Origin of the sequence: Cellulophaga tyrosinoxydans (assembly GCF_900176415.1) — a bacterium.
In the GTDB taxonomy this organism is placed as follows: domain Bacteria; phylum Bacteroidota; class Bacteroidia; order Flavobacteriales; family Flavobacteriaceae; genus Cellulophaga; species Cellulophaga tyrosinoxydans.
The window spans coordinates 90,168-111,548 of the sequence record NZ_FWXO01000005.1 but is presented as its reverse complement, the minus strand read 5'-3'; the positions used below and the strand labels follow the sequence as shown (position 1 = coordinate 111,548).

Below are 21,381 nucleotides of genomic sequence, written 5' to 3'. Positions count from 1 at the left end.
CCTTAATTCTGTTTTAAACAATAAACACTTCCATAATTTGGGCCACAACAGCGGCCTCCTCTACGGAACATGGATTTGAGTTTTTATTCAAAAAATAATCCACCGTTTTCTCAATCATAGGCTGTTGTACATGCTTCGGATTGTAAAAATTATATTTTTCTTCTTTATTTTCTGACACCACAGTTAGTTCATTACCATAAAAAGAAAATGTTATACTCCCTTTATCGCCATAAATAATGCAATTATCTTTATCAAATGAAGCATTAAAGTTCCAATTTCCTTTAAACTGGACTCCATTTTTAAATACTACTTTCCCACATACCAAATTGTTCTGCGAGTCTTTAATTTCAGTATTTATTTTTTCAATAAGTGCTACCTCACCAAAATAATGGCACATTAAATCAATTTGATGAGGAGCAATATCATGAAAATATCCACCTCCAGAAATTTCCGGTATTAATCGCCAATTTTCATCACTTTTAGCTATTAAATTGGCAGTATTACTTTGGGCAATATTTATTTCTGCAAATTGAACAACGCCTATAATTTTTGCATCTAGCAACTCTTTTACCTTAAGAAAAACAGGTAATCTTCGACGATAATGAGCAATAGTTACTTTACTTTCACTATTTTTCAATGCCTCAGTCAATATTTTTGCCTCTTGTGTATTCAAGACCATTGGTTTTTCAAGATATACATCTTTCCCTGCCTTTAAAACTTGCAAAGCATAAGACAAATGTGATGAAGGAGGTGTTGCTATATAAACGGCATTAACGAGTTTATTTTCAATTAAATCAGCAGCATTTGTTGTCCAATATTGCACTTTATGTCTTATCGCATAATCTTCTACTCTTTCCCTATTTCTTCGCATAACCGATACCAATATCGAATTTGCCGTTTTCTGAAATGCTGGGCCACTTTTTACTTCAGTAACATCACCACATCCAATAATTCCCCAATTGATAGTTGATTTTTTTATCACTAGTACTAACAAATTTTAGTTTCTAAAGATAAAATATAGACAAAACAAACCTGTCCTGCACTGTTATGGTTTCTATAAAAATTATCAATGAAATGAAGGTACTAGAATAGTGATTTCGTTATTGTTGTTGCACAAGAACAACCCAATCTTCTTTAGGTTCATTGGGAGGTATTCCTAAATGAACTACGCCATTAGCTTTTACTAAGGTAATAGATCCATTTTGTAGATTACTTCCACTTCTTGGGTCGAACCATTTAACAACAAATGTCTTGTCTGACGCTCCTATATTCAACTTTATATTATCAGCATTAGATTCTGCATAAACTACATAAATCTCTTCTTCTATTGCTAAGCAATAAGACATTAGATGAGAAATTAAATCGTCACGAGGTTCCATTTTCCAAAAAGGAATATATTCATTGAAAAATTTCAAAGCATATCTGTTTTGATCCCAAAACAAATCACGACTTCTAAAATCTTGGCAGGTTAAATCAGAGTTGGCACTGGCATAGCCAAAATACCATTCCACACCATAACCACCAGCCATGAGGGTACCCCAAAGCGCTCTACTTCTTGCAAAGTTATGTTCTACATCTTCATCATCAGGTAATAAAGCGATATCTGCCTTACCTGGCTCATCAACGGCTATAGCCCATTTTCTACCTGTTGCATTTGATTTTTCACGCCATTTTAAAACTCTCGAATGCACATCATTAAAATCAGGATGACTTAATTGCAAAGATGCTCCAGTTAACGGAGATTGGTTTCCTACTAAGTTTGTAAACCTGTCATCTTTGTTTGGAAATGTATGAATTACTAAGTGACTATCATAAGCATCTAATTTGGATACATAATTGGCAGCTTTTTTTACTTCAGATAATGGCTGATCATTTTCTTCCCCTAAATTCCAATTTAGGGATAAATGATGCCCAAATCTAGCTAAAAGTTCTCTATAATAAAGTTTTGATTCTAAACCAAAAACACCATTATCCATTAAATGATCTGTTTCTGTTTCGTGTGTTTTAAAATGAAGAAACATTCCTATTGTTTCAGCATATTCAAAAATACGTTCCCACTGATCTAATTTAGATACATCAAAACGAGTTTTATGAAACATGGTTTCCCAAGCTTTCGTATTTTTTTTGACACTTGCGTATGCTTCATATTCTTGAATGGAAACTTTTAATAAATGCGGAAAAATATTTCTGTCATCACCATCTACATTAAAAGTTAAAAATGAGAATACATTTAATCCTTCACTCGCTAAATAATTTATTGCACCTAATAAATTTTTACCTTTAGTTTCTTGCCAGCAAAATTGTTTAGCATTTTCGTCAAAATCTTTTGAATGTGGCTCCCAAGCTTTTTGAAAACCCAATACATTGGTAGAAACATCAAAATCTCTATAAGCTAATAAATTTTCAGGAGCATCCACCCCTAACTTAATAAAATATTTATTTGTCTCTGCGAATTTTAAGTAGGATTCTCCAACATATTGCAAGCGCCCTTTCGCTCTATTATCAATGCCAGTTTTATCAGATGGTAAAACATTAAAAGTACCTGATACACCATCCATAAAACCAGCGCTAGAACCTTCATTTGAGTCATCAGAAACAGCAATATTTTTGCCTTTTTTAAATGAAGCTACATAAGTCCATTTTCCTATTTCGTCAGGAGTAAATCGTACTTGCCAAATATTTCCTAAACTGCTGCTCGTTTCAGCTGAATTACCATCGGAAGCATAAAATCCTGGAATAACAAATTCATTATTACCATTTTTAAAAGTAACATCTAATCGGTAATTAAGAAATGGATTATTTTCATCCATTTCGTTGGTTTCCGGCCCTTCAAAACTTAACGTTATTTTATGCCATTTTTTTAATTCCCCATCAATTAATACCCTTTTTTGTGACTCGCATGAATTTAATAGAAGAATTACAAACAAATAGAGAGAACTGATGTATTTAAACATAAGTAATATTAATAAGGATATAGCGCTTTAAAAATTGAAACTAAACAAATTATTAGCATTCCCATTTAAAATGAATTAATTTTTAATTGAATGATATGCGTTCCTGGAGACAATCTAATAGAATTAAAGGCGGGTGGTATTTTTGCTCCATTATGTAATAAGTCTTTACCATCGATATTATTTAAAGAAAATTCAGCTACCATATTTCCTGGTATCTCAATTTCATAAGTTTGTAATCTTGCTCCATTAAAGGTATATTTTGCCTTTATTGTTCCTCTTACGGTTGGCACTTCAATACTACTTGATTTTAATTTACTCATTTGAGGTTTGATTGTTGCGACTCCAAATCCTGGCGTTTTTGGTTTAATACCCCATAATCCTCTCGGAATAACATTAGCAGGAACCGCACCCCAAGCATGGTTCCAATCTAAATTGTTTTTATATTTATTATCCCATGATTCTAACGTAATGGTAGATCCTATACGAATCATATTATACCAACTTCTTTCAGCGGTACTTGACAACAATTCTAGTGCATAATCTTCTTCTCCTGCATTGTATAATCCATCCATTAAAAATTGAGCTCCGTAAACACTACATGCCATTCCTCTTGTTTTTATATAATTTACCACAGATGCAAAATGCTCTTCAGGTACTAAACCAAATGCAAGTGGCATCATATTAGCATGTAATGAAGCATGATCAGTACCAACACCATCAACATAAATACCACGCTCTTTATCAAACATTTGCTCGTTAACTGCTTTTTTAGCTTTAGCAGCACGTAGTTCAAAATCCATTACTTCATCTGTCTTTCCTAATATTTTAGCAAACTCTACCATAATTTTCATATTCTCATAGAAAAATGAATTTATTACAGTACTATAAGGCTTAAAAACAAAACCATCTAATTCACCAGGAGTTGTACTACCGTTAAAATTTGCTGGTGGCCAATCAACTATATCGGTTAATGGTTTTTTATAATCATCAGCAAAACCAAGTTTTCGCATAAATTCTTTATCAACTTTAGTTGATGTAATTAATCCGTCTTCATTAGAAAGTTCATAAAGTGTTTTATGTTTAAGTGCTTCATAATAACGTTCTATCAATTCCGTATTACCAGTATACATATAATCCGCATAAATCAATAGGGCCACATGCTGTTGCCATTCAGTTGGCCATGTTGGGTTTTTCATGAAATACTCAATAGTACGCCTTGCTATAGCGTACTCCCTATCTGTTGTATAATGACTCAATTGATTTAAAAACGCATCTGCCTCGTAAGGAATTCGTTCTCTATCACCATCAACGTATAACCCATTAAAAGTGGTTGCTTTGATGGAATATTTACATAATTCCCAAACTTGGTTTAAAATATCATTATCACATGCAAAACTGCTCGCTTCTTCATCCCAATAAGTATGAAACGCTAATTGTTCAATGTTAGTTGCCATAATAGGTTCCTGAGCCCCCTCTATTTCGGCATATCTAAATGGCACTAAAGGTGGAAAACCTTCTGGCAAAGGAATGGCTTTGTTAGCTCTCGTGTTTCTCTCATCTTCCAAGACCTTAATTTGATATTTTGATTGCCCTGGCTTAACATCCACTTTTATTTCTTGATAGCGAATATTGCTTTTAGCTGGTGGTGTTCTGTTTACATTACCCTTATCATCTAACATTTCACCAACACGAACAATTAAAGTATGTGGTTTTTTTGCGTTGTATGTAAAATCCAATGTCGCAAAAGCTGCTTTTCCAAAATCTAAAAAAATAAAATCCTTACGATTTTCAAATTTTACAGGCGCTACTTTGGTAACTACAAACTTGTTTTCTGTGGATATTATATAATTATCACTTTTACCTGTGGCAAACTTTTGAGGTTCAGAATAATCGACTAAACGATTTTCTTCATCCCAAATTCTCACTTTCCAATAATAGGTTTTACCAACCTCAAGTGCATTCCCTTCATACTCAACATTTGTTGATTCTAAAGAGCGTACCTGACCGCTATCCCAAACATCTCCATTATTATTGTTAATACTTTTTTCGTTGGATGCCACTAATATTTGGTAAGCGCCTTGGTACTTAGCTCCTAAAGGTACTGTCCATCCAAATTCTGGTTTTAGATCAAATATTTTAACTTCAGCACTCGGTTCTCTTATTAATTCTACAGTTAGATCTGTTGGGGCTGCTCTATATTCATTACTATTTTTCTTTATTAAATCATCTAATTTAATTCGAAGTTTATCGGTAACTTCTTTATATTTTTTCTTTCCTATTAAATTGTTTATCTCCTTAGGATCTTTCTTTAAATTATAAAGTTCTTCAATAGATTTATCATTTACATATCTAAAATATTTCCATTCTTCGGTTCGCACGCCTTCGCTTGGTGGAATCTCACTAAAATCCCAAATGTGCTCTATCAATATAGTATCTCTATTGATTGTATTCGTTTTTTGTTGCACTAGAGGAAGTAAACTTTTGCCTTGCCATGTTGCCGGAGATTTAACCCCTGCTAAATCTGCAATAGTTTGCGTTACATCAATATTTAACACCATATCGGAAATATCTTGGTGTTTTGCTTCTCTTGGATCGTAAATGATTAAAGGCACTCTTATTGAATTGTCATACATTAACCATTTACCAGCTAATTGTCGTTCTCCAAGAAAATAACCATTATCACCCATCACAATAATGATTGTATTTTTTTCGATTCCTTTTTCCTTAAGTTTTTCTCTTATTTTTTTGATTTCTAAATCTATTCCAGAAATCATTCTGTAATAACCTTTCAGGCTATGTTGATATTTTTCTGGTGTATCATATCGCCATGTCCAACGCAATCTATTAAAACCATCACGAACAATTTTGGGCTGTGTATTAAAGTATTTATCCTCAGCCAATTCTGGACCTGGAATAGTAGTATTTTCAAGTAATTTATCTGTCTCTGCTTGCCAAAAATATTGATCTGGAGCAGCATCGTGTGCATGAGGAGCACTAAAACTTAAGGATAGGCAGAATGGTTTTTTGTTTGTTGCATTTTTATCGATAAAATCGATTGCTTGTTGTCCAGTATACCTTGTTAAGTGTACAGTATCTTTATTAATTGTTTTATAGAAATAACCTCGTTTGTCTTTAAAATTATTATTCCTATCATATTCATCAAATTCATCAAATTGTTTATCCAATCCATCATACCGTACACCATACTTACCATAAAAACCTGTATAATACCCATTATTTTTCAACAAAGTTGGATATGAATTATCCATATATTCGTCTCGAATATTACCTGTTTGAAAATTAAAATTGTGAGAACGTTCATACAAACCAGTAAGAATACTAGCTCTACTTGCTGCACAAATTGGGGTAGTTACAATGGCGTTATTAAAGTATGTGCCCGTTTTTGCTAAATTATCCATTTCAGGCGTTTCTACATATTTATTACCTGCATAGCCGATAGCATCAAAACGTTGATCATCAGTAAGGATAAAAATTATGTTAGGCTTTTCCTGCGTGCCGTCTTGCTGTGCATTTATTAGGTTAAAACTGCAAAAAACACTTATTACAATTACTTGTATTGCAAAATCTGGTCTAAAGAACATCTTGATCATTAAATTCATATAATAGTTTTCGAATATTTAAAAATAAAATTATAAGGCACAAATTCTATCCTGCTCTGTCCTGAATTTTAGTTTCAATAATCACATCTCAATTTAGAGCACTGATTATTAATATACTACAAAAAAAATAAAACACTATTTACAATAAAATTTTAGAGTAAATAGTATTAGAATAACCATCATTTATCTTTATAATCCACTTTCAAGACTTACAAAGTTGGTTCCCAACCAGGTTCATATGTTCTTGACCATAATTTCATAGCTTTTCGGTTGTACATCATACCTGTTTTATCATCTACATCAAAACCATCATTAATTCTATAGGCTATATTGGCATAATGTACCATGGCCATACTTTTACTTGCATCATCAATAGGTGCCGTTAGTTTTGATTTGCCTCGAATGGTTTCAAAAAGATTTTGAACATGCTGAGTTGATGTATCACCACCACCACCTAATGCCGTACCTGCTTCTTTAGATGCCGAATTAAACTCTTTAACTAATTTTCCTTGACGATCATATAATATGTACTTACCTCTATCTACAAATACAGATCCTTCAGTACCATAAATTATAGTTCCTCGTCCAGTTCCATAGGTACTGTAACTGTTTCTAGATTTACCATCCCATTTAATAACTTTATTATCTGCAAATTTAAATGTGGCTTCCATATCATCATACATTTCCCATCCATCATTTTTAAAATGACGTTTTTCTGCCTCTACAGATACATGCTGTGGAAAATCTACTTGTAAAGCCCACCGTGCAACATCTAACTCATGCGTGCCATTATTACCTGCTTCAGCTGTCCCATAATCCCAACCATACCAATGCCAATTGTAATCCCAGGTTTCAGAAGTATAAGAGCGTCTTGGTGCTGGACCTTGCCATAAATCCCAGTCTAATCCTTCTGGAATTGGTGCGCTTTTTTGTAAAGGTACTTCACCTCGTCCGTTATTATAAAAAGCAACGGCCTTATATGGTTTACCTATAATACCGCTATGGATTTCATTTACAATTTCGATGGTATGACCAGATGAACGTTGCTGATTACCCATTTGAACCACTTTATTAAAGTGCTTAGACGCCTTTACCAATTGCTCATTTTCATACATATTATGACTACAGGGCTTCTCAACATACACGTGCTTGCCTGCTTTCATTGCCATGATAGATCCTGGTGTGTGCCAATGGTCTGGTGTGGCATTAATTAGTACATCTACATTCTTATCGTTTAATACTTTTCTAATATCATTCTCTAAAGCCGGATTATAGTCGATATGTTCTTTAAAAGATTTTAAAGCCTTAAACCGTTGGCTTTCCATAACATCACATAGGTAAAGCAGTTTAACATTACTATCCTTTGAAGCTATAGGTGATTTAAATGCATTTAAACGTCTACCCAAACCAGCAATAGCAACATTAAGTCGCTCGTTAGCACCAATAATATTGTTATAACTTTTTGCCGACATAGCATTTACACTGCTAGTTAAGCTTACACCAATAGCAGCTGCAGTAGTTTTTTTTATAAAATCTCTACGATTATTTTCCATCTTACTCTTTCTTTTTTTGTGGAACCTTTATTTTAATGTTTCTAAATGCCACTTTATCTCCATGGTCTTGTAGTAAAATCTGACCCTTTTCTAGGGTGCCAAAATTTGGCCATTTTTCATATTTACTCTCAGCAACTAGCTTTAAAAACTCATCACTACCGCGCTCATATTCCAAAACTTTAACGTCATTTAACCAATGTTCTACGTGGTTTCCAATTGATTTTATGTATGCTGTGTTCCATTCTCCTATTGGATTAATTGGCTTATCAGGATTAGCTTGAATTAAATCATATAAAGAACAAACCGTTCTACTACCTTCATGAGAACCTAATTTAGCATCTTCATGAAGTTCATCATCTAGAATTTGATATTCTAATCCAATAGATGAGCCTGGTCCTTTATTTATTTCAGTATCAACATAATACTTTATACCACTATTTGCTCCTGGTGATAATTTGAAATCTACTGAGAGCTCAAAATCACTATAAACATCGGTAGTAACTATGTCTCCACCTGCTGCAGATTCTGCACCACCATTTTCAGCAACAATAAGTTCGCCATTTTCAATAGACCAGCCTTCCGTAGGGAAAGACTCTAATTTAGCTCCGCGCCAACCCTTTGTTGTTTCACCATCCCATAACATTTGCCAACCTGAATTTTTCTCATTAACTGTAAGATTATTTTTTGTAATCACTGGTTCTAATGTAGTTTTAGCTGTATATTTTGATAGATTTTCAGTTAAGATTTTAGCATTCTTCCACTTAACTTGTTTTCCTAATTTGGTAGTATCTTTCCCTATAGAATGCACTTGTAATCCTATAAAACCAGACGCTGTTTTATCATCAATTAAATAAGATGCTGGCACCCCGTTTATCCATGTTTTTAAGGTGTCAGCAATAGCCTCTACTCGATAGTGATTCCATTCATTTTGTTTGAAAGCTTTTTGAGCATTTGGATTATCCTCTAGCGTGCATAACCATTTGCGTCTTCCTTCATCATAAATCCCCCCGCTCCAAGCTCGTTTAGACGGATCTATTTCTACTTGATAGCCATGTACTCTACCATCCTGATAATAGGGATAACTATTGCTTCTGAATTGTATTCCTGAATTCATTGTAGAATCAACTTTATATTCAATTTCTAATATAAAATCGTCATACATTTCATTAGTTGTTAAAAATGTATTTGGAGTATTTAATGCGGTTGTTCCAATTATTACACCATCTTGGTTTATATAGTTGGCCTCCCCACCTTTTATACTCCAACCTTCAAAACCATTTTCGTCAATAAGATGTTTCCATGGCGTTATCTCTTTTTGAGATTTACAAGAACTAACAATTGCGGCAGACATAACAATTAGCAACAAAATACAATTGATTTTTTTCATGCTTTGTAAAATTTTATAATTTGAATTTAGTGAATATACAAGATAGAAACTTATCTTTTTTACTTTAAAAAGCTGGACTTAAAAATTTAAATATAATCGATACAGCTTTAATAGGCATCCTGCTCTGTCCTGACATATATTTAGTAAAACAAAAAAACCTCCATAATATTAATTACTTTATGGAGGTTTTTATTACCAAAACATGCTATCTCTGATTGTAAAAACAATTAAGATTAGTAAGTGCTATTAATCAAGAGGCAGATTCGTGTATAACGTATATGGCTGATAACGTACCATCTCTTGTAAATAATGTCCAATACCATTATTAAAAACATAGTTATGTCTTCTAACGCTTTCATCTAAATTGGCAGTGTTAGCTGTAGCTGGCAATGGAGAACCTACATCGTTTACCCTAAGGGTAAATCTTGCATCACCATCACGAGAAAAAGCAATATCCGCCATATCATTAGACAAACTAACCGGAGCGCCAAGTGCATCTAAATTAACCTTTGGCAATAGCGTTTTAAATAAAACAAAAACATTTGCCGTTGGTACCGTTCTTTGCTCTACATAATCAGTAACAATATGATATCTTAAAATGGCTTTTAATTGATTTAATTGTTCTGGTGTCCAATTATCAAAATAGGTTTCAGGCTCTATTGTTGAATTATCAGCTAGTTGACTTCCTCGAATAGCTCTCACGATATCACGAGTGCTATTGTTTCCTGTAAATGCATTGTTATTTAATAACAAATATGTTCGACCAGAGTTAGCAGTTTGATTGTATAAATCTTCATAGCCAACACGTTTTATGGCAGCAATCATTAAATCCAATTCATCACCATTGAAGCCTAATTCATTGGTATTGCTTTGTAACTTAAATCTATTATTAGCATCTCTTGGTGTGTTAGACACTCTGGATTGTATGTAATCCCATGCGGTTATATTCTCAAAAGGATCTTCCTCACTATACGTTTCGCCTTTGTAATTAAATTGCTCTTGTAAATCTAACGAACAAGAACCTAAGGTTGCTACCATACATGTAGCTAATAGTATTTTTATATATGTTTTCATGTGTTTATATTTTAAAAATTTACCATCCTGGATTTTGTTGATAAGCTCCCAATGATTCTATTATATGGTTTTGAAATATTGGATAAAATAAGCGATCAGCTGTCAAAGGATTTTGACCTCTTGATGCTAATAGTGGATTTACAAACTCTAAAGCTTTATCATTTCTTATTAAATCCCACCAGCGTTTTCCTTCACCTAGCAATTCAAATTGACGCTCATCTAGTAAATAGTTAATTTGTTCATCTACTGTTGTTCCAAATGCTACATCAGTAGCTAGCGGTAATTTTCTTGCAGAACGAATCTGGTTTATTAATGTAAGAGCCTCTTCTGGTTTGTTAAGCTTTATTTTTGCTTCAGCCAATAACAAAATCATGTCTGCTAAACGATACATTACTACATCTGATCTATCTAAATTTACAACCATTCCATCACGATTTTTTGTCCATTTATGAAGTCTCGCCTCACCAATAACTGCTGGTCCCATACCTGTTTCAAAATCACCGCGCTCTCTTGACGCAAATTGTCTCCAATCTCCATATAAAGGCTCCTCTACAGGGGCTCCATTTTGATCCACTGTTGTTATACTTAATACTGGAGGTGTAGTAGGGTACAAATCATTCCATGTCTCATCTTGTGGAAATCTTTCTATCCATTTTTCTTCTACTAATGGCGATATAACAGTTATCGAAGACCCAGCAACCCAAGAAGACCATAAACCTGATGGTGTTGTATCAGCATCGTCATAACGAATAGAGAATATAAGTTCTGGTCCCGTTTGTATTTTACCAAGTGCATCTGGTAAGGTATTCGTAGGGGGTTGGTTGTAAAACATATCTTGCCAAGCTTGTGGAGAGGTTGTAAGACTATACGAATTAAGACCTAGTAATCTTTCTATAGCGCTTTCCGCAAGAATATTATCTGCTTGTGTTTTTTGCCACATATAAACTTCAGCTTGATGTGCCAATACACTGGGTAATGAAAAACGAAATGGAGAAGGTGAAGCAGATATTAAAGATTCGGCTTTCAACATATCTGGAATAACTACTGTATTCATGATTTCACTGTAGGATGTTACTGGTCTGTACGCATCTGACGGAGAGGTTATTGGCACTAGAAATAAAGGAACATTATTCCAAATCCGAATTAAATCAAAATATACTTTAGACCTAATTGCATATGCTTGGCCTAAAGAATTAGGGTCAATTCCTTCCAAAGCCTCGCCTGCAATAATAACTCTGTTTGCTCTATCAATTGTAGTGTAAAAATTATTCCAGCGCAAGCTGCCATCTGCCGCATCCATGTTACTATCATGAAATGAGGTTCTGGAAACATTTGTACTTGCTGGAGCAGGAAAATAACTGTCCGACCTAAACTCACCAAAAACATAATTTGCATTATCATAAACCGTCTGCAAACCATCATAAACACCCGCTAATGCTATATCTAGCTCAGCCTGATTCGAATAAAAAGTTTCAGGTGTCACAAAACTTTCCCCTTGTACGTCTAATTTGTCATCGCAAGAAAAGAACATTCCTAATGTTGCAAATAAAACAGCAGCACCTTGTAATTTATATATTTTCATAATTCCTTTTTTTTTAAAATTGTACTCTTAAACTTAGCAGAAATTCTCTATCACTTGGATACCTTAAATTATCCACACTTGGTGACAATACGCTATCTCTATTACCAAACTCTGGGCTATACCCTTGGTAATTTGTCCAAGTTAAAATATTGTTTACTTGAAAATTTAAGGTTAAATCCTTTAAACCTAAATTGAATCTATCAAGAACATCTTTTGAGAATGTGTAACCCATGCGTATATAGCGCCATTTAATAAAACTTCCATCTTCTATATATAAGCTATTTGCCGTGTTTCCGGCAAAATCAAATCTATTCTGAGGTCTTGAAGCAGCACTAGCGATTATAGGATAAATAGTTACATCTCCTTGATTTTGCCAAGCACCATCAATTCGATCTGGGCTTGGGGTAATAGTATTAGCTCTAAAACTATTACGATCATGATCATAACGTCTATAAATTTCGTTTCCAAAACTATAATCAAAAAGGACTCCCAAAGTAAAACCTTTGTATTTTAAATCATGTGTTAAACCCCCATAAACTGTAGCTAAACCGTTTCCTAAAATCTGTGTATCTTCTGAGTCGATAACGCCATCGTTGTTTTTGTCATCCCAAATGTAATCACCGCCTTGAAGAACATTGCCAGAAGGACCATGAACCAATTGTCTAACTATACCTGAATATGCTTGACCTGCACTTGTATTATACGATCCTAAAAAGGTGCCATTAGCATCAAAATTAGGAATTAAGCGATCTCCTTCTGGCGTAAAAGCGTTGGATTCATCATACTGGAATATACCATTTTGTTTATATCCTGTAAAATTACCAATCGGTTGACCTTCTTCAATTATTGAAACACCAGAAATAATTGGCGTATCTAATTCTATTACTTCATTATCTAATATTCCTATGTTAAAACCAGCATTCCATGAAAAATCTTTGGTTTTAAGTACTGTACCATTAATTGAAAAATCAATACCCTTATTTCTGATAACTCCCCTGTTCTCTCGGGCTACAGAAAAACCAGATTCTTCTGGCAACTGCGTATTTACAAGTAAATCTTTAGTGTCTTTTACCCATACCGCAGCTCCTATATTTAATCGTCTTTTAAACATCGCCAAATCAAAACCTAAATCTTTAGATTCTGTTTGCTCCCATTTTATAATTTCATTACCAAAAGTAACAGGCACAAAACCAAGAACTCCATCATAATAACCACGAGGCTCTAGACTAGATAAGAACTCAAAATTACCAATTCGGTCATTTCCAACTATACCATATGTAGCTCTAACTAAAAGATTATCTATAGATTTAACATTTTTCAAAAAACTTTCTTTGCTAACTCTCCATCCTATGGATGCTGATGGAAAATAACCAAATTGATTTTGCGGTCCAAACCTAGAAGAGCCATCACGACGAATTGTTGCACCTAATAAATATTTATTATCAAAATCATAATTAAATCCAGTAAATAAAGAAAATTGTCCTTGATCAAAATTTTGAGTAGCATTGGTAGGAACAAAATATTCTACATCAGCATTATTTAAAGTTGTAATAAGGTCATTTGATAATCTTGTAGTAAGTCCTAGTGTTTCTGTTCTTCCAACTTGTAATTGCATACCTCCGAATGCAGATAAGCTATGGTCACCCCATTTTTGATTAAAATTTAAAAAATTATCTTGTTGCAAGTTATAGGATAGAGAATGACTTTCATCTGCTGTTGCAAATGAATTTGGATTAGTTCCACCTACAGATAAAGATGAAGGCGCAAAACCTTCACGTTTATCGTAACCCATGGTTACCCCTAAAGTGGATTTTATTGATAATTGAGGCAGGATCTTATATTCTGCATAATTAAAAACATTGAATCTGTAGTTTTTTCTTAAGTTCTTACGAAGTAGTAATTGCTGTACTGGATTTCCTGATCCATTAAAACTAGTTGGTGTAGGAGATAGATCTCCATTAGGTTCAAATATAGCAATGTACGGTATACGGTTCAAAGCATTTCCTAAAACCGCACCTGAACTAATACCATTAGTTTGCTCAAAAGTCATATTCACTATGGTACCTGCACTAAACTTTTCTGATGGAGTTAAATCCAGTTTTAGACGTGTACTCAACCTTTTAAAATCACTATTAAGAACAACACCATCTTGATTAAGGTAGCCCGTATTCCAATAATACTTAGATTTTTCACCACCTCCACTTAAAGCTATGTTTGTTTGGTGTCTAAATCCGGGTCTTGTAATTAATGCCTGATTATCTGGCGAATTTCTATACCCTTGACCTAAAGAATCTAATACCGTTTGACTCCTTAAGTTTGTATTTAAAAGCCGTTCCATAATAATTCTTTGTTTCGCCGTAGAAACAGGAACAGCCCCAACTAATGAATTTACACCTGTTATTGAAGTTATATCTAAATTAAGCTTACCTCTTACTCCGCCTTTAGTGGTAATTACAACCACACCGTTTGCTCCTTGTGCTCCATATGCAGCCGTAGTGGCCCCATCTTTTAAAATTTCAAAACTTTGTATATCACTCGGGTTTAAGTTATCAATATTAAAAGTTTGTTGACCATCTACAACATACAAAGGACCAGTAGCTCCGTTTAAAGAACCGACACCTCTAATTCTAATATCAAAACCCTCTCCAGGTCCATTATTTGACAATATTTGCACACCAGAAACCTTACCTTGGACTCCCTGTAACACATCTATCGGAGTAGATTGCTCAATTGATTCGGACTTTACATTAACCGTTGATCCTAAAACTTTTTCTCTTGACACGGTTTGGTATCCAATAACTACCACTTCTTCTAATGCTGCAACATCTTCAAGTAATACAATAGATAAAGATGTTTTATTTCCAAGAGAAACCTCTTGGGTTTCATAACCTAAGGAAGAAAAAATCAAAGTTTTAGTGCTAGCAAACAATTGGAGCGTGAATTTGCCATCAAAATCAGTTGCCGTTCCTATTGTTGTACCTTTCTGCATAACTGTTACTCCTGGTATTGGAGTTCCTAATTCATCTAATACAATACCTGAAATGTCATTTACTTGGGCTTGTGATGAAAAACTCATCATGCCGAAAATTAAAAGCATCAAAGTAAAATAATTTATTTTCCAATGATGGACCTGTTCATTAATTAATTTTTTGTTCATTCCTTTTTAAGTTTAGCTTATTGTTTAACAATACTATTTTATATTAAAACCGTAGACGAAGATCATATAGTTTTAGATATATAAATTGAGTGGCGGAAAATTATATTAAGGGAAAACATAAACTATCCTGCACTATACTGGAAGTCAAAAAAAATATTTATTAATTAAAAATTTCACATAAACAAATGATTATCATTGTTTTATACTTTAAAAAAATACATGATTTTGTAGCAAACGAAGTATCTAGGATGAAACCTATGCCAAAATTTATTCAGGAAATGCTATTTTTTAATAAAATAAAAAAACCACAATGCCATTAAATTATCTAGCGGAGTTTTAAAACTAAATTAAGTTATAAATTTTAACCTTAAAATTTAATTAATTGAATGCGATTCTCAGATAACAAAATTAAAAAAACCTCCACTAAATCTGTTTTTTAGAAGAGGGTTGACAACTAACTGAAATATTAAAAATATTGCTTTATAAAACCAAAAAAAAATCTCCAATATACATTGTTATATATTGGAGATTCTAAGACTAACTCAAAAAAAACTTATTAATACGGCCTATTTCGCACAGGATCAGCAATAAAATGACCAATTCCATTATTAAACACATAATTATGAGCTCTAACATTCTCATTTTGAGAGGTCGCGCTTGTTGGTAGTGGTGCTGGCGCTCTGTTAATTTGTATTGACCATCTACTATTTCTGTTAAATGCGATTAATCCATCATCTCCAGGTATTAAAGTCTGGAATATATATCTAACTTCTGCAACTGCAAGCGTTGGTACTTGTGCCACGTAAGCATCCACAATATGGTACCTTAATACAGTTCTCAATTTTTCTAATTTTTCAGGAGTATCAACACGTTCCATGGTTTGCTCTGGAGTTTCGCCATCTGGTACAGTAGAAGATCCGGTTACAATATTAATGACATCACCCCTACCCGTAAAAGCATTGTTATTTAGCAACAAATAGGTTCTAGAAGTGTCTACTGCTTGATTGTAAAGATCTTCAAAACCTGCTTTTTTTATAGCAGCTATCATGTAGTTTAGCTCCTCCCCATTGAACGATCCATCTTCATTAAGGGCCGTTCTTGTTTGTATAAATTCCCATGCCGTTTTATTGGCATGCGGATCTGTTAAATCTACCTCTGGCTCAAAATTGAAGCTTTCTTGTAAATCTAAGTCACATGATATAAACATGAAACTTAAACATAAAATTGTTACACTTTTTAGTTTTAAAAATGTTTTCATAATTTTTTCTTATTTTAATTTCTATAACCTGTATTTTGTTCAAGCAATGGATTCTCTATTAAATGATCTACATAGATTGGCCAAACTAAACGATCTTCCGTTATTTGAACACCTTCAGGTCTTAAAGACATGATTGGATTAATAACTTCCATCGCTTTATTGTTTCTTACCAAATCCCACCATCTTTTTCCTTCTCCAAATAATTCTAATTGACGCTCGTCTAGAATATAATTTAAACGTTCTTCTGGAGTTGCTCCAAATTCTGCTGCTGATACTTGTGGTAACTGCCTAGCCGTTCTAATCTCATTAACTAAATCTAGTGATGTAGCTCCCGTAAGATCTATAAAGTTTTCTGCCTCTGCCAATAGTAAAATCATATCTGCATAGCGGTATAATGCTATATCCGTATCATCCTCGTTTGCACTATAGTTGGTTTGTTGCCATTTGGCTGTTCTTGCTTCTCCTATATCTACACTGCTAAAGCCATCTACACGTCCTTGACGTGTTAAATAGTATCTCCAATCGCCATAAACAGGCTTCTCTACTTCTATTACTCCTCCCATGCCGTCATCTTCAAAAACAGTTCTGGTCAAAACTGGATCTACAGTAGGGTATTTTGTAACCCATTCCAATGAATCTATAGGGAATTTCTCTCGCCATTTGTTCTCTACGGTTTCTGATATAACATAAGATGGAATACCTGCATAGAACAATCCCATAATACCTGACCTGTTATTTCGAGTACCCCCAAAATCACGGTCTTCAGTTATATCATAACGAATCGACAGGATCAATTCTGAGCCTACTTGTATTTTACCCCTGCCATCTGGTACTGCCGGTACGGGTTGATTGTTGTAAAACATATCATCCCATGCCTCTGCAGTTGTAACAAGCCTATGCTGTCCTAAACCTATCAAAGACTCTAAAGCTACTTTAGCTTTTGGGTAATCATTTAACCACATATAAACCTCTGCCTGTAATGCATAGATACTCGATTTCGAAAATCTAAATTCATCTGCCAATGGCGTAATTAATTCTTCCGCTCTCAACATATCCGGAATAACAACCTCGTTCATAATGATATCTCCATCGGTAACTGGTTTGGTGGCATCCGAAAGAAGTTTTACTGGTTCCGTAAACAAGGGAACAGCGCCCCAAACTCGTACAGCATCAAAATATGCTTTAGCTCTAATAGCTAATGCTTCTGCAAGTAAACTTTCATCTAAATTAGGTATATTGGGCGCATTGATAATCGCTTGATTTGCACGGTCTATCATGCGATACAAATTGTTCCATCGAACTGCCGGATTTCCCTGAGTTATGTCATTGTTAACAATCTCCAAGTTATTTTGACTGGCTTGACCGCCCGCAAAAGGCTGGTGGTTGTCTGAACGGAACTCTCCCCAGAAAAAGGTAGCTTGGTTATATGTCCCTTGCATACCGTCATAGGCCGCTATAACTCCTTCCTGAAGTTGATCGTTATTAGTGTAAAAACTGTTTGGCCCTATTTCACTTAACGGCTCTTCATCTACAAGATCATTACAAGAGTAACTAGCTGCTAATACACCTAGCATACATGTAATACCTTTTATTTTGTTTCTTTTTATATTTTTTAACATGTCTTTATTTTTTGATTACTAAAATTGAACTTTTAATCCTAATATGATTTCTCGATCATTTGGGTATCGTAAATCATCTTGGTTTACTTGCAAAGCGTTACCTCTGTTTCCAAGCTCTGGGTTGTATCCAATATAGTTGGTCCAAGTTAAAACATTGTTTAGTGCTAAGTTTATAGAGACCGCTTTTATACCAGGAATATTCTCCAATACTTTATTGGACAAACTGTAATTAAAACGAACATAACGCCACTTGATAAAGTCACCATCAGTTACATAGAAACTGTTTGGTCTTAATCGTTGTTGTGGTACTCTACTTAATCGTGGATACTCTGTAATATCTCCTGGTTCTCTCCAAGATCCTAAAATATAATCTGGACTTGGGGTTTCATTGGCTGAATTCAGGTCGTTTCTAGTCTCGTCATAACGTCTATAGATATCTTGGCCCAAACTATAATCAAAAAGTAAACTCACATTAAAGTTTTTATAACGGATATCATGAGAGAATCCTCCATAAACTGTGGCTAATCCGTTTCCTATAATCTTTCTGTCCTCAGCATCAATTATAAAGTTGCCATCTAGATCTTCCCAAATAACATCGCCTCCTTGAAGCGTTTGGTTTGCTGCCCTTAATTGATTTACCGTACCTGTATATTCTGAACCATTTAAGGTATAATTAACAAAAGTGCCTGAATTATCAAAATTTGGCGTTAATTGCACACCTTCTGGTGTAAAGGCATTCGACTCATTATATTGAAAAATACCCAGATTATTGTAACCAAAAATATTACCAATAGGCTGACCTTCTTCTATTCTATAGCTTCCAGAATCAAAGGGCGTGCCACCATCTAATTTTATAACCTCATTCTCCAGCAACCCTATATTAAAGTTACTACGCCATGAGAAATCTTTACTTTTAAGTAGTGTACCAGTAATACTGAAATCGATACCCCTGTTATTTACTGCTCCTACATTTCTTCGAATACCTGCAAAACCTGATTCTTCTGGTAATGGGGTAACAGCAAGTAATCCTGTTGTATTCTTCTCCCATAAGTCAAAATTAATTTCTAATCGTTTCTTAAACATCGATAAATCAAAACCTAAGTTTTTAGATTCCGTTTCTTCCCATCCTAATTCTGAGTTTCCTAAACGTGTTGGTGCTACACCACTTAAACCATTGTACACAAATCCTGGTTCGAAAGCACCGGTAAACTCATAGTTTCCTACACGTTCGTTACCAACAATTCCCCAGCTTGCCCTGATTAAAAGATTATTAACAACATTACTTTCTATAAGGAAGTTCTCATTACTAATTCTCCAACCTAAAGTGGCTGATGGAAAATAACCAAACTCGTTCTCGTCTCCAAATCTGGAAGATCCATCTCGACGAATGGTACCACCTACTAAATATTTATCAGCAAAATCATAGTTAACACCTGCGAATAAGGAGTAAAGATTATGCCGCTCATCAAAATTATTAGAAATTATAGCACCTGGAGTGGCATTATTAAACGTGGTAACAATATCACTGTTAAATATACTACTGAAATCAGAATACTCTCTAAAGTATTTTTGAATTTGCATACCAGCAAAAGCTGCTACATCATGCTTACCAAAAGAGTTTTTATAGTTTAAATAATTCTCCTGTTGGATGTCATAAGTTAAATCTTGACGCTCTCGACCGTTTGAATCTCCTGTACCATTATTACCTACTAAAAAACCTGGTGTAAAATCGTTTCGTTTATTCGATCTATAATTAATCCCTAACGTAGATTTAACAGTAAGTTTTGGCAAGAGTGTTAACTGCGCATAATTAAATATCTGAGCACGGAAATTTCTATTATCTTGAGTCCTTAAATCTGCCTGCGCCAAAGGATTTTGTCTTCCAAAAAGTGTAGGAACATAATCCCCATTAGGCTCAAATAGTGGATAATAAGGAATACGTGCTACAATTTGCCCTAGAACCGCACCTGCATTAATACCATTTTGCTTTTCATAACTCAATCTTGCATTGGTTCCAAATTTAAGTTTTTTGGTAACATCTATATCCACCTTGATCTGCGTGTTTATTCTCCTATAATCGCTATTTCTGACAACACCATCTTCATTTAAAAACCCACTATTCCAATAAAACCTTGTTTTATCCCCACCGCCACTTAAAGCTACGTTTGTTTGGTGTCTAAATGCAGGCCTAGTGAGTAAGGCTTGTAAATCGTACGAATTTCTGCTTAATAAACTTAGTGAATCACGTTCTTGTGTAGTAAGGTTATTTGTATTATTGCTCCTAAGTCTTTCATATAAAATACGCTGGGCGGTATTAGCAACAGCGATATCTCCTACTAAAGTATTTATTCCTGTAAGAGTAGAAACATCTAAACTAAGTTTGCCTGATTTTCCAGATTTAGTGGTAATTAATACTACACCATTAGCTGCTTTTGAACCATAAATAGCAGCCGTTGCACCATCTTTTAACACCTCTAATGAGGCAATATCTGAAGGATCAAGGTTATCTATATCATCTAATTGCTGACCATCAACAACATATAAAGGTTGCGTTCCACTGCCAAAGGTAGATACCCCACGAACTCGAATATCAAAGCCAGCTCCAGGTCCATTATTAGATAAAATTTGGACCCCTGCCAATTTTCCTTGAACAGCATCAAAAGCTTGTACCGGTGAAGCCTGTTCTATTGATTCTGATTTTACAGTTGAAATAGCGCCTAAAACCTTTTTACGCTCGATTGGAGCATAACCAATTACCACAACTTCTTCTAATGCCGCAACATCTTCCGCTAGAGTAACAATTATATTAGTTTTATTTCCTATTGAAATTTCCTTAGTTTCATAACTTAATGCAGAAAAAACTAAAGTTTTGGAGCCAGTAATTAATTCCAAAGAGTAATTTCCATCAAAGTCAGTTGCAGTACCTCTTGATGTACCTTTTTGCAATACGGTTACACCAGGAATTGGGGTACCATCAATTCCTATTACAGTACCCTTGATCCTTTGTTGGGCATGCAATTTCGTTGTTGTGAAACTGGAAAACATTAATAAAAGCACTAATGTAATACCAGAAACGAACCATTTCGTCTTGAAATTTTGTTTCATTTTGAGTTTGAGTGTTAACATATATTTAGTTTTAATTAATTGTATTTACAATTAACTCAGGTCAATTAAAAA

Annotated in this window: 11 protein-coding genes; all 11 read right to left on the bottom strand. The window is 34.2% G+C overall.

Annotation, left to right across the window (positions count from 1 at the left end; genetic code table 11):
- Positions 1-13: 13 nt before the first annotated feature.
- The 11 genes from B8963_RS13725 to B8963_RS13675 all read right to left on the bottom strand — a co-directional run bounded on the left by B8963_RS13725 (position 14) and on the right by B8963_RS13675 (position 21,309).
- A complete protein-coding gene (locus B8963_RS13725) occupies positions 14-982 on the bottom strand; it encodes a Gfo/Idh/MocA family protein (protein WP_200810847.1) in 969 nt (322 codons plus the stop codon).
- A gap of 118 nt (positions 983-1,100) precedes the next feature.
- Entirely contained in the window at positions 1,101-2,954 is a 1,854-nt protein-coding gene (locus tag B8963_RS13720; RefSeq protein WP_084062373.1) for a DUF5060 domain-containing protein, read from the bottom strand.
- Between the two features lie 65 nt (positions 2,955-3,019).
- Positions 3,020-6,574 (bottom strand): sulfatase-like hydrolase/transferase, encoded by a 3,555-nt coding sequence (locus B8963_RS13715; RefSeq protein WP_234989672.1) that lies wholly within the window; start codon positions 6,572-6,574, stop codon positions 3,020-3,022.
- 209 nt (positions 6,575-6,783) lie between these two features.
- Positions 6,784-8,127 carry a Gfo/Idh/MocA family protein gene (locus B8963_RS13710; RefSeq protein WP_084062370.1) on the bottom strand — a complete coding sequence of 448 codons (1,344 nt, stop codon included), beginning with the start codon at positions 8,125-8,127 and terminating at the stop codon, positions 6,784-6,786.
- Between the two features lies 1 nt (position 8,128).
- Positions 8,129-9,514, bottom strand: a complete 1,386-nt coding sequence (locus B8963_RS13705) for a 3-keto-disaccharide hydrolase (RefSeq protein ID WP_084062368.1) — start codon at positions 9,512-9,514, stop codon at positions 8,129-8,131.
- A 246-nt stretch (positions 9,515-9,760) separates the two neighbouring features.
- Complete coding sequence (locus B8963_RS13700; RefSeq protein WP_143312542.1) at positions 9,761-10,588, bottom strand: hypothetical protein; 828 nt, start codon at positions 10,586-10,588, stop codon at positions 9,761-9,763.
- A 19-nt stretch (positions 10,589-10,607) separates the two neighbouring features.
- The gene (locus B8963_RS13695) at positions 10,608-12,170 is read right to left on the bottom strand and encodes a RagB/SusD family nutrient uptake outer membrane protein (RefSeq protein ID WP_084062362.1); all 1,563 of its coding nucleotides are present in this window, start codon (positions 12,168-12,170) and stop codon (positions 10,608-10,610) included.
- A gap of 13 nt (positions 12,171-12,183) precedes the next feature.
- A complete protein-coding gene (locus B8963_RS13690) occupies positions 12,184-15,327 on the bottom strand; it encodes a SusC/RagA family TonB-linked outer membrane protein (RefSeq protein WP_084062359.1) in 3,144 nt (1,047 codons plus the stop codon).
- Between the two features lie 556 nt (positions 15,328-15,883).
- Positions 15,884-16,585 carry a hypothetical protein gene (locus B8963_RS13685; RefSeq protein WP_143312541.1) on the bottom strand — a complete coding sequence of 234 codons (702 nt, stop codon included), beginning with the start codon at positions 16,583-16,585 and terminating at the stop codon, positions 15,884-15,886.
- Positions 16,586-16,599: 14 nt separating this feature from the next.
- Positions 16,600-18,204 carry a RagB/SusD family nutrient uptake outer membrane protein gene (locus B8963_RS13680; protein WP_084062354.1) on the bottom strand — a complete coding sequence of 535 codons (1,605 nt, stop codon included), beginning with the start codon at positions 18,202-18,204 and terminating at the stop codon, positions 16,600-16,602.
- Positions 18,205-18,222: 18 nt separating this feature from the next.
- A complete protein-coding gene (locus B8963_RS13675) occupies positions 18,223-21,309 on the bottom strand; it encodes a SusC/RagA family TonB-linked outer membrane protein (RefSeq protein ID WP_159447300.1) in 3,087 nt (1,028 codons plus the stop codon).
- Between the last annotated feature and the right edge of the window lie 72 nt (positions 21,310-21,381).

Excerpts from the sequence above, each read along its gene's own strand:
- B8963_RS13715 (WP_234989672.1), bottom strand. The coding sequence starts at position 6,574 with ATGAATTTAATGATCAAGATGTTCTTTAGACCAGATTTTGCAATACAA.
- B8963_RS13700 (WP_143312542.1), bottom strand. The coding sequence starts at position 10,588 with ATGAAAACATATATAAAAATACTATTAGCTACATGTATGGTAGCAACC.
- B8963_RS13720 (WP_084062373.1), bottom strand. The coding sequence starts at position 2,954 with ATGTTTAAATACATCAGTTCTCTCTATTTGTTTGTAATTCTTCTATTA.
- B8963_RS13695 (WP_084062362.1), bottom strand. The coding sequence starts at position 12,170 with ATGAAAATATATAAATTACAAGGTGCTGCTGTTTTATTTGCAACATTA.
- B8963_RS13690 (WP_084062359.1), bottom strand. The coding sequence starts at position 15,327 with ATGAACAAAAAATTAATTAATGAACAGGTCCATCATTGGAAAATAAAT.
- B8963_RS13705 (WP_084062368.1), bottom strand. The coding sequence starts at position 9,514 with ATGAAAAAAATCAATTGTATTTTGTTGCTAATTGTTATGTCTGCCGCA.
- B8963_RS13710 (WP_084062370.1), bottom strand. The coding sequence starts at position 8,127 with ATGGAAAATAATCGTAGAGATTTTATAAAAAAAACTACTGCAGCTGCT.
- B8963_RS13675 (WP_159447300.1), bottom strand. The coding sequence starts at position 21,309 with ATGAAACAAAATTTCAAGACGAAATGGTTCGTTTCTGGTATTACATTA.
- B8963_RS13680 (WP_084062354.1), bottom strand. The coding sequence starts at position 18,204 with ATGTTAAAAAATATAAAAAGAAACAAAATAAAAGGTATTACATGTATG.
- B8963_RS13685 (WP_143312541.1), bottom strand. The coding sequence starts at position 16,585 with ATGAAAACATTTTTAAAACTAAAAAGTGTAACAATTTTATGTTTAAGT.